This is a genomic window from Xanthomonas sp. D-109 (assembly GCF_017746095.1).
GTDB lineage: Bacteria > Pseudomonadota > Gammaproteobacteria > Xanthomonadales > Xanthomonadaceae > Xanthomonas_A > Xanthomonas_A sacchari.
Window position 1 is genome coordinate 217,579 of the sequence record NZ_JAGHWV010000009.1, and the last position, 9,100, is coordinate 226,678.

The 9,100-nt window shown below is 69.3% G+C and carries 8 protein-coding genes; 2 read left to right on the forward strand and 6 right to left on the reverse strand.

From position 1 onward, the window contains the following. Positions 1-78 precede the first annotated feature (78 nt). Positions 79-822, forward strand: a complete 744-nt coding sequence (locus J7357_RS10550) for a sulfite exporter TauE/SafE family protein (RefSeq protein ID WP_209246303.1) — start codon at positions 79-81, stop codon at positions 820-822. A 337-nt stretch (positions 823-1,159) separates the two neighbouring features. Here the strand turns inward: J7357_RS10550 and J7357_RS10555 are convergent, their stop codons facing one another. From J7357_RS10555 to J7357_RS10570, 4 genes are all read right to left on the reverse strand, one after another. Continuing rightward, positions 1,160-3,337, reverse strand: a complete 2,178-nt coding sequence (locus J7357_RS10555) for a carboxy terminal-processing peptidase (protein ID WP_209246268.1) — start codon at positions 3,335-3,337, stop codon at positions 1,160-1,162. A 232-nt stretch (positions 3,338-3,569) separates the two neighbouring features. Then, positions 3,570-4,580 carry a lipoyl synthase gene (gene lipA / locus J7357_RS10560; RefSeq protein WP_043094712.1) on the reverse strand — a complete coding sequence of 337 codons (1,011 nt, stop codon included), beginning with the start codon at positions 4,578-4,580 and terminating at the stop codon, positions 3,570-3,572. 22 nt (positions 4,581-4,602) lie between these two features. Continuing rightward, positions 4,603-5,310 (reverse strand): lipoyl(octanoyl) transferase LipB, encoded by a 708-nt coding sequence (lipB, locus tag J7357_RS10565; RefSeq protein WP_209246270.1) that lies wholly within the window; start codon positions 5,308-5,310, stop codon positions 4,603-4,605. Beyond that, entirely contained in the window at positions 5,298-5,576 is a 279-nt protein-coding gene (locus J7357_RS10570) for a YbeD family protein (RefSeq protein WP_010343116.1), read from the reverse strand. The genes lipB and J7357_RS10570 overlap by 13 nt, the downstream gene beginning before the upstream one ends. Before the next feature lie 334 nt (positions 5,577-5,910). Between J7357_RS10570 and J7357_RS10575 the strand changes: the two genes are divergently transcribed. After that, positions 5,911-6,966, forward strand: a complete 1,056-nt coding sequence (locus J7357_RS10575; RefSeq protein WP_209246272.1) for a lipid A deacylase LpxR family protein — start codon at positions 5,911-5,913, stop codon at positions 6,964-6,966. A gap of 164 nt (positions 6,967-7,130) precedes the next feature. Here the strand turns inward: J7357_RS10575 and J7357_RS10580 are convergent, their stop codons facing one another. Next, positions 7,131-8,342 carry a D-alanyl-D-alanine carboxypeptidase family protein gene (locus J7357_RS10580; RefSeq protein WP_010343114.1) on the reverse strand — a complete coding sequence of 404 codons (1,212 nt, stop codon included), beginning with the start codon at positions 8,340-8,342 and terminating at the stop codon, positions 7,131-7,133. Between the two features lie 148 nt (positions 8,343-8,490). Beyond that, positions 8,491-9,100, reverse strand: a 610-nt coding sequence (locus tag J7357_RS10585; protein ID WP_209246274.1) for an SPOR domain-containing protein, incomplete at its 5' end; no start/stop codon positions are given.

Sequence of the window (9,100 nt, forward strand, 5' to 3'; positions counted from 1 at the left end):
CCGCCTTCGTCGTTGCCGAAGTCTGCCTGAAGCATTCGCGCATTGTCCGGCCGCCGCTGCACGCCGATGCTCGACGCCATGGACACGCTCGCCCCGCACCTGCTGCCGATCGCCCTGGTCTTCCTGCTGGCCGGCGGCGTCAAGGGCGTGGCCGGCATGGGCCTGCCGACGGTGGCGATGGGCCTGCTCGGGCTGTGGCTGACGCCGACCGAGGCGGCGGCGCTGCTGGCATTGCCGTCGCTGCTGACCAACCTGCAACAGGTTTGGGGCGCAGGCACGGGCGCGCTGCTGCGGCGGCTGTGGCCGCTGCTGGCCTGCATCGTCGCCGGCACCTGGTGCAGCGCCGGCATCCTCGCCGGCGCCGACCCGCGGCTGGCGCGCGCCGGCCTGGGCGCGTTGCTGGCGCTGTACGCCATGCTTGGCCTGAGCCAATGGCAGCCGCGCCTGCCGCCCTCGCAGGCGCGCTGGGCGGGGCCGCCCGTCGGCCTGGCGACCGGATTGCTGACCGGCGCCACCGGCGCGTTCGTGTTGCCGGTGCTGCCCTACCTGGTGGCGCTGGAGCTGCCGCGGGACACGCTGATGCACGCGCTCGGCAGTTGCTTCGCCGCGGCAACACTTGCGCTGGCCGCGGCACTGGTCGCGCACGGCGCCTTCCCCTCGCACGCGCTGGGTCCATCGCTGCTGGCGCTGCTGCCCACCGCCATCGGCATGTGGCTGGGCACGCGGCTGCGCCAGCGCATCTCCGCCAGGACGTTCCGCCGCGTGTTCTTCCTGACCTTGCTGGGATTGGGCGTGCACCAGGTGTGGCAGGCGCTGGGCTGAAGAGGTGGTTGCGCCGCTGTATCGCGCAGCGGTAGGAGCGGCTTCAGCCGCGATGGGGCCTTGTCGGGAATGCTGGGTCGCGGCTGAAGCCGCTCCTACGACGCCAAACGGCAAGGACGCGACGGATCAACGCCACGTCCGCGATGCGTGCCGATCACCAGCAGGCGGAATGCCGCCCCGCTCAGCCCTCCAGTTCCTCCGCAAGCACCGACACCGTGGATCGACCAGCGCATGACGATGGCGCATATCGGCTACCTGCAAAATCCGACCTGCAACAAAAAACGCGCCACCGCTGGGCGATGGCGCGTTCGTGTTCGGACGAAGGCGGCGAGCGGACTCAGTCGGCCCAGCGCCCCGGGCCGGTGGACTGCGGCAGCACCTGCACCGACAGCGGGCGATCCTTTTCCAGCAGGTTGACCGCATCGCTCAGGATCGAGGCCGACTCGCGCAGCAGCGGGTCCGGACGCTTGTCGACCAGTTTCTCGCGCGCGGCGTCCTTGACGATGTCGCGCTCGTTGCCGGTCAGGCCGTCGTCGCTGCTGTCGTCGGCCAGCGGATCCAGCGGCAGGCCGAGTTGCTTGCGGACCTCCTGGCGCTGCTTGCGCTGCGCGTCCTGCTTCTCACGCTCGGCGCGGCGCTCGGCCTCGTTGAGCACCACGTACTTCTTCGCCGCCTCGTCGCGGAACTGGCGCACGTCCTCTTCCCACCACTGGAATTCCTTGTCGTTGGCGATGCGCGTGGTGTGCAGCGCCTCCAGCTTGGGCAGCAGCGGCGCGAAATTGCCGTACTGGGTGTGCGGCACCGCGGCGATGCGGCTCCACGGCAGCGCGTTGTCGTAGGTGCTCTCGCCGAACTCGGTGGCATCGACGCTGGCCGGGAAGGCGATGTCCGGCACCACGCCCTTGTGCTGGGTGCTGCTGCCGCTGACGCGGAAGAACTGGGCGATGGTCAGCTTGACCTGGCCGAAGCGGTCGGTCTCGTTGGCCGGCCAGCGGTCCAGGTCGACGATGTTCTGCACCGTGCCCTTGCCGAAGCTGGTCTCGCCGATGATCAGGCCGCGGCCGTAATCCTGGATGGCACCGGCGAAGATCTCCGACGCCGAGGCCGAGCCACGGTTGATCAGCACCGCCAGCGGGCCGTCCCAGGCCACGGCCGGGTTCTGGTCGCTGTTGACGGTGACGCGGCCGCCGGATTCGCGCACCTGCACCACCGGGCCCTGCTCGATGAACAGGCCGGTCAACTCGATCGCTTCGTCCAGTGAACCGCCGCCGTTGTTGCGCAGGTCCAGCACCACGCCGTCGACCTTGTCGGTCTTGAACCCGGCCAGCAGCTTGGCCACGTCGCGGGTCGCCGAGGCATAGTCCTTGGCGTTGCGGCGGCGGCCTTCGAAGTCCTGGTAGAACGCCGGCAGCTTGATCACGCCGATGCGCCGCGCCGGCTCGCCGTCCTTCGCCGGCAGCTCGATGGTCTCGCCCTTGGCGGCCTGCTCGGCCAGGCGCACCTTCTGCCGGGTCAGCAGCACCTGGCGATGCTTGCCGTCCACGCCGGCTTCGGCGGGGATGTACTCCAGGCGCACCTGGGTGTCCTTGTCGCCGCGGATCTTGGCGACCACGTCGTCGATGCGCCAGCCAATCACGTCCTCGACCGGACCGCTCTTGCCCTGGCCGACGCCGACGATGCGGTCGCCCGGCTTGAGCGTGCCGTCCAGCGCGGCCGGACCGCCCGGGATCACCTCGCGGATCACCACCAGGTCGTCCTGCTTCTGCAGCTGCGCGCCGATGCCTTCCAGCGACAGCGACATCTGCTGGTTGAAGTTCTCGGCGGTGCGCGGGGTGAAGTAGTCGGTGTGCGGATCGACCGTATTGGTGTAGGCATTCATGAAGAACTGGAACACGTCCTCGCTCTTCAGTTCCTTCACCGAGTCGTCGAGGTTGGCATAGCGCTTATCGAGCGTCTTGCGGATGTCCTCCGGCTTCTTGCCGGCGAGCTTGAGCCGCAGCCAGTCGTTCATCACCGACTTGCGCCACAGCGCATCCAGTTCCTGGTCGTCCTTGGCCCACGGCGCGTTCTTGCGGTCGTACTCGAACTTCTCGTCGCCGTCGAAGTTGAAGTCCTGCTTGAGCAGCTTGCGCGCGTAGGCGATGCGCTCGTCCACCCGTTGCCGGTACACGGCGAAGATCTGGAACGCCGGTTCTAGCTGGCCGGAGGAAATATTGGCGCCGAGGTTGTTCTGGAAGGCGGCGAACTTGTCGATGTCGGCCTGGGTGAAGAACTGCTTGCTGCCGTCCAGGGTCTCCAGGTACTTCTTGAAGACCTCCTTGGAGGTTGCCTCGTCGAGGGCGCGCGGCCGGTAGGCGTAGCGGCTGTCGGAGAGCAGGCCGTACACCAGCTTGGCGGTGGTGGCCTGGTCGGCGGTGGCAGCGGCCGGCAGGGCGGGCGCATCGGTCCGGGCGAACAGCGCAAGCGGTGCGGTCAGCGCAAACGCCAGCAGGAAGGCGGAAGCTTTGAATTTCATCTGGGGACTCTCGGCACCAGGCCGTCAGGGGGGCAGCACATCGCGTGAGACAACACGACAGTGACGCAAGTTGCAGGCCGTGTCACCTGTTCATGAAGCAGACTAGCGGCGCGCCTGCGCAGAAGTGTGAACGCTGCCGGTGCGAGCCGCGCGGACGGTCGTCCTGCGGCGACGAACGCGCGTCGCCGCCGCGCCAAGGCGCGATCGACGACGCGGCTCAGGAGGAGGCGATTCAGGCGGCGACGCCGGCGCCGGCCGCCTGGCGATCGGCGTGATAGGACGAACGTACCATCGGGCCGGAGGCGACGTGGCTGAAGCCCAGCGCGTTGCCGTACTCCTCCAGCGCCTTGTATTCGTCCGGCGTCCAGTAGCGCATCACCGGGTGGTGATGGGCGGTCGGCTGCAGGTACTGGCCGATGGTGACCATGTCCACGTCGTGCGCGCGCAGGTCGCGCAGGGTCGCCTGCACCTGCTCCAGGGTCTCGCCCAGGCCGAGCATGATGCCGGACTTGGTGGCGATCGCCGGATGCTGCGCCTTGAACTTCTTCAGCAGGGTCAGCGACCACTGGTAGTCGGCGCCGGGACGCACGTTCGGGTACAGGTCCGGCACGGTCTCGATGTTGTGGTTGAACACGTCTGGCGGATTGGTCGCCAGGATCTCCAGCGCGCGGTCCATGCGGCCCTTGCCGCGGAAGTCCGGGGTCAGGATCTCGATGCGGGTGGTCGGCGCGGCGACGCGGATGGCGCCGATGCAGTCGGCGAAATGCTGGGCGCCGCCGTCGCGCAGGTCGTCGCGGTCGACGCTGGTCACCACCACATACTTCAGGCCCATGTCGGCCACGGTCTGCGCCAGGCTGGCCGGCTCGCCGGCGTCCGGCGGCTTGGGCCGGCCGTGCGCGACATCGCAGAACGAGCAGCGGCGGGTGCAGACCTCGCCGAGGATCATGAAGGTGGCGGTGCCGTGGCCGAAGCACTCGTGGATGTTCGGGCAGCTGGCCTCTTCGCAGACGGTGACCAGGCGGTTCTCGCGCAGCTTGGCCTTGAGGTTCTGCACCGCATTGCCGGAGGGAATGCGCACGCGGATCCACGAGGGCTTGCGCAGCACCGGCGCGTCGGCGAACTGCACCGGCGAGCGCGCGATCTTGTCGCCGCCCAACTGCTTGACGCCGGTCTGCAGCGGCGCGGGCGCGCTGTCGCCGGAAAGGACCTGCAAGGGAATGGAGCGTGCGCTGGGCTGGGTCATGGCGTGGTCGGCGGGCAGGCGGTCAGGCCGCGTGCGTGAGCGAAAGATCGGGCAAGGCGTCGAGCGGCTGCAGGGTCAGCCCGAACTGGCGCGCCAGTTGGGCCAGCAGGACCGGGGTGACCGCCTGCATGCCGGAGGGACCGCCCAAGTCTAGCACCGCGGTCACCTGCAGGCCCTGGTAGCCGCAGGGATTGATCCGGTGGAACGGCTCCAGGTCCATCGCCACGTTGAACGACAGGCCATGGAAGGTGCAGCCGCGGCGCACGCGGATGCCGAGCGCGGCGACCTTGGCGCCGCCGACGTAGACGCCCGGCGCGCCTTCGCGGCGCTCGCCGAGGATGTTCCATTCGTCGAGGGTGTCGATGATCGCCTGCTCGATCCGGCACACGTAGTCGCGCACGCCGATGTGCAGCCGGCGCAGGTCCAGCAGCGGGTACACCACCAACTGGCCGGGGCCGTGGTAGGTGACCTGGCCGCCGCGATCGACCTGCAGCACCGGGATGTCGCCGGGCGCCAGCACGTGTTCCGGCTTGCCGGCCTGGCCGAGGGTGAACACCGGCTCGTGTTCGACCACCCACAGTTCGTCGGGCGTTGTCTCGTCGCGCGCATCGGTGAAGCGCTGCATCGCCCGCCACACCGGCTCGTAGGGCTGGCGGCCGAGTTGGCGCACCCGACACGGCGGCAGCGCGAGGGCCGACGCCAGTGGCGCGTCCCCGGCTACAGCGTCCACTTCACTTCCGGGTGCTCGCGCAGCGCCTGGTGCGCGGCGTCGTACTGGGCGCGGTCCACGGCACGGAAGGCGATGCGCACCGACACGTACTTGCCGTTGGACGAATGCTTCCAGCTGATGCGCTCCTCCATCACCTCCACGCCGGCGGCGGCGAGCAGGCGCGGCAGTTCGGCCTCCAGGCCGGTGTTGGCCGTGCCCATGGCGCTGAGCTCGAACACGCCGGGGAACTGGAAACCGTGATCGGGGTTGTCGGAAGTGATGTCCATGCCCGCATTATCGGGCCGGGGCCGGACAAACCCAAGGCCGGGCCTGGGTGGACGGCATCGGCGAGTGGCCTGCCAGCCGCATGCCAGGCACCGGTGTGGAGCGGCCACGCTGCCTCGGCATGGGCCTCCCTGCGCGGGTCATTGCGCACCATCGCCTTCACGCGGCAAGAGGGCGAATGGGACAGACAAACCCAAACGGACGAATTTGTCCGCTACCGCACTTTTGCCTATCCTTCACTGCACGGGCTGCGTTCATGGTCCGGGATGTCGCCGGCATCGACTGCCTGCAGGCGGACATCGCCGCTCACGCCTTTTTCGACCAGAGACGCCGCCCATGCCGTCGCCCCGCCCGCTCGTTCCGCTGGCCATCGCCCTGGCCTTCGCCTCGGCCCCGGTCGCCGCCACCACGCAATGTCCACACGACACCCTGGAAGCGACCGCGCCGACCATCAACGTCCGCGTCGACAACGACCTGTTCGGTGGCGCCGGCCAGGACCAGGGCTATACCAATGGGTTCGGCCTGATCATCGTCTCGCCGAACCTGCGCGACTACACCGACGACCCCTGCCTGCCGCGGCTGGCGCGGGCGGCGAACCGCGCCCTGACCTGGCTGCAGCCGAACAGCGATTTCACCCAGCGCAACATGACCTTCGCGATCGGCCAGGCGTTGTTCACCCCCACCGACAAGACCCGCCGCGACCTGATTGAGGACGACCGTCCCTACGCCGGCCTGTTGCTGATGAACATCGGCTACAACGCGCGCAACGACGAGCGCCTGCGCACCACGCAACTCACCCTGGGCCTGGTCGGCCCCTCGGCGCAGGGCAAGCAGGTGCAGGATGCGGTGCACGACCTGCTGGGCGACGCCAAGTTCCAGGGCTGGGACAACCAGTTACACGACGAGCCGGTGTTCCGCGTGCTGCACGAACGCCTGCGCCGCTGGTCCGGCGACGGCAGCCGCGACGGCTGGGGATGGGACGCGATCAGCCACTGGGGCGGCGCGCTCGGCACGCTGGATACCCACGCCAATGCCGGCATGGAACTGCGCCTGGGCTGGAAGCTGCCCGACGATTTCGGCAGTTCGCCGCTGCGCCCCGCCGGCGAGAACGTCGCCCCGCCGGCCGACAGCGTCGGCGGCGGCTGGTCGGCGCACCTGTTCGTGACCACCGATGGACGCTGGGTAGTGCGCGACATCACCCTGGACGGCAACACCTTCCGCGACAGCCACAGTGTGAAGAAGCGCCCCTTCGTCGGCGACGCCGGCATCGGCCTGGCGGTGATGCGCGGCAAATGGAAGTTCGCCCTCGCCCGCTACTGGCGCACCCGCGAGTTCGACCTGCAGCGGCAGACGCCGGTGTTCGGGAGTTTTACGGTGAGTCGGAAGCTTTGAGGCTGGGAATGGGGAATGGGGAATGGGGAATGGGGAATGGCAAAAGCGGGCTTCCCATCCGCCAACCAATCCGCCAGGTCGCGGGACACCGCTTTACCAATTCCCGATTCCCCATTCTCCATTCCCAAGAAAAAAGCCGGCATCAGCCGGCTTTTTTCAAACACTCATTCCGATTCCCACCACATCCAGAAGCTGTCCCACAGACGCTTGAAGAAGCCGGCCTCGTCGACCGCCTTCAGCGCCACCAGCGGGGCCTGCGCCACCACCTTGCCGTCCAGGCTCACCTTGACCGTGCCGATCTGCTGGCCCTGCTTGATCGGCGCCTCCAGGGTCTTGGGCACTTCGATCGCCGGCTTCAGTTCGTTGTAGCGGCCGCGCGGCACACTGACCAGCAGCGGCTGCGCCACGCCCAGCAGCACCTGCTTCTCGGTGCCCTTCCACACGCGCTGCTGCGCGACCTGCTTGCCCGGCTCGTACAGGCTGTGGGTCTCGAAGAAGCGGAAACCCCAGTTCAGCAGCGCCAGGCTGTCCTCGGCGCGCTGCTTCTCGGAACTGTCGCCCATCACCACCGCGATCAGGCGCTGGTCGCCGCGCTTGGCCGAGCTGAGCAGGCAGTAGCCGGCTTCGGAGGTGTGGCCGGTCTTGATGCCGTCCACGCTGGGGTCGCGCCACAGCAGCAGGTTGCGGTTCGGCTGGGTGATGTCGCCGACGCGGAATTCCTTGATCTTGTTGTACGCGTAGGTTTCCGGGTAGTCGCGCACCATCGCCCGGCCCAGCAGCGCCAGGTCGTAGGCGGTGGTGTAGTGGCCGTCGGCCGACAGGCCGTGGGCGTTGACGAAGTGCGAGCCGGTCATGCCGATCTTCTTCGCGTACTCGTTCATCAGCGAGGCGAAGGCTTCCTCGCTGCCGGCGGTATGTTCGGCCAGCGCGATCGCCGCGTCGTTGCCGGACTGGATCGCCATGCCCTTTTCCATGTCTTCCAGGCGCGCGGTCTTGTTGACCGGGAAACCGCTGTAGCTGCCGTCGGTGCCGGCACCGCCCTCGCGCCAGGCGCGCTCGCTGAGCATGACCTGGTCGTCGCGGGTGATCTTGCCCAGCTTCAGTTCGGCCGCGATCACGTACGAGGTCATCACCTTGGTGATGCTGGCCGGAGCCACGCGTTCGTGCTCGTTCTCGCCGGCGAGCACCTGGCCGGTGGCGTAATCCATCAGCACCCAGGACTTGGACACGGCCGGCTTGGGCGCGGGCGGGATCGCCACGGTGGCCGGAGCGGCGGCAGCGGCGGCCGGCGGCGCGGGAACCGGACCGGGCGTCTGCGCGGAAACCAGGCCGACGGCGAACGTGGCCACGGCAGCGACGGCGAAGCGGAATTTCATCTAAAACGACTCCTGGCGGGCCCGAAGGCCGATGGAAAACGCGACATTGTAGGCCGAGCCGGCGCCCGGGCAGGCGCGGCCGGGATACGCGCGCAAACCGGCGTTAAGCCATCGGCGCGACGCGCGCCCGCCGTGGCGGCGCGCGGCCTCAATCCTTGACGATCTGCGGCCGGCCGAAGCCGAGGCCGGCGATGCGCGTGGCCAGTTCCGCGGCGCGGCCATGGTCCTCGGCCGCCACCCGCAGCCGCCACAGGGTGCGGCCGCCGGAGACGATGTCGCTGATGCTGGCGCCGACGATGCCGGCCGAGGCCAGCTGCGACAACGCACGGTTGGCGTTCTCGCGGCTGGCGAAGCTGGCCACCTGCAGCAGGATGCCGAGCGGCCCGCGCGCGCTGTCGGCGTCGGCCCGCGGCTCGGCGCTGGCGACCGCTCTGGCGGGAGTCGCCGGCGTCGGCGTGGCCACGGCGACGCTCGGCGTGGCCGCGACAGGTGCGGCCGTGGCCGTGGCGGCTGCGGTGCCGCGGGATCCGCGCACCGGGGTGCTCGCCGCGGCCACGCTGGGCGCCGGCGTGGTCGGTTTGCCGGTGGCCACGCGCACGCCGCGCGACTTCATCCAGGCATCGAAGCGGTCCGCATCGCCGACCCGGCCCGGCGCGTCCTGGACGCGATAGCGCCAGCGCTCGCCTTCCGGCAGCGCCGCGGCCGTGGCGGTCGCCGCGGCGGCGGTAGGCGCGGCCACGGCAGCCACCGGCACGGCA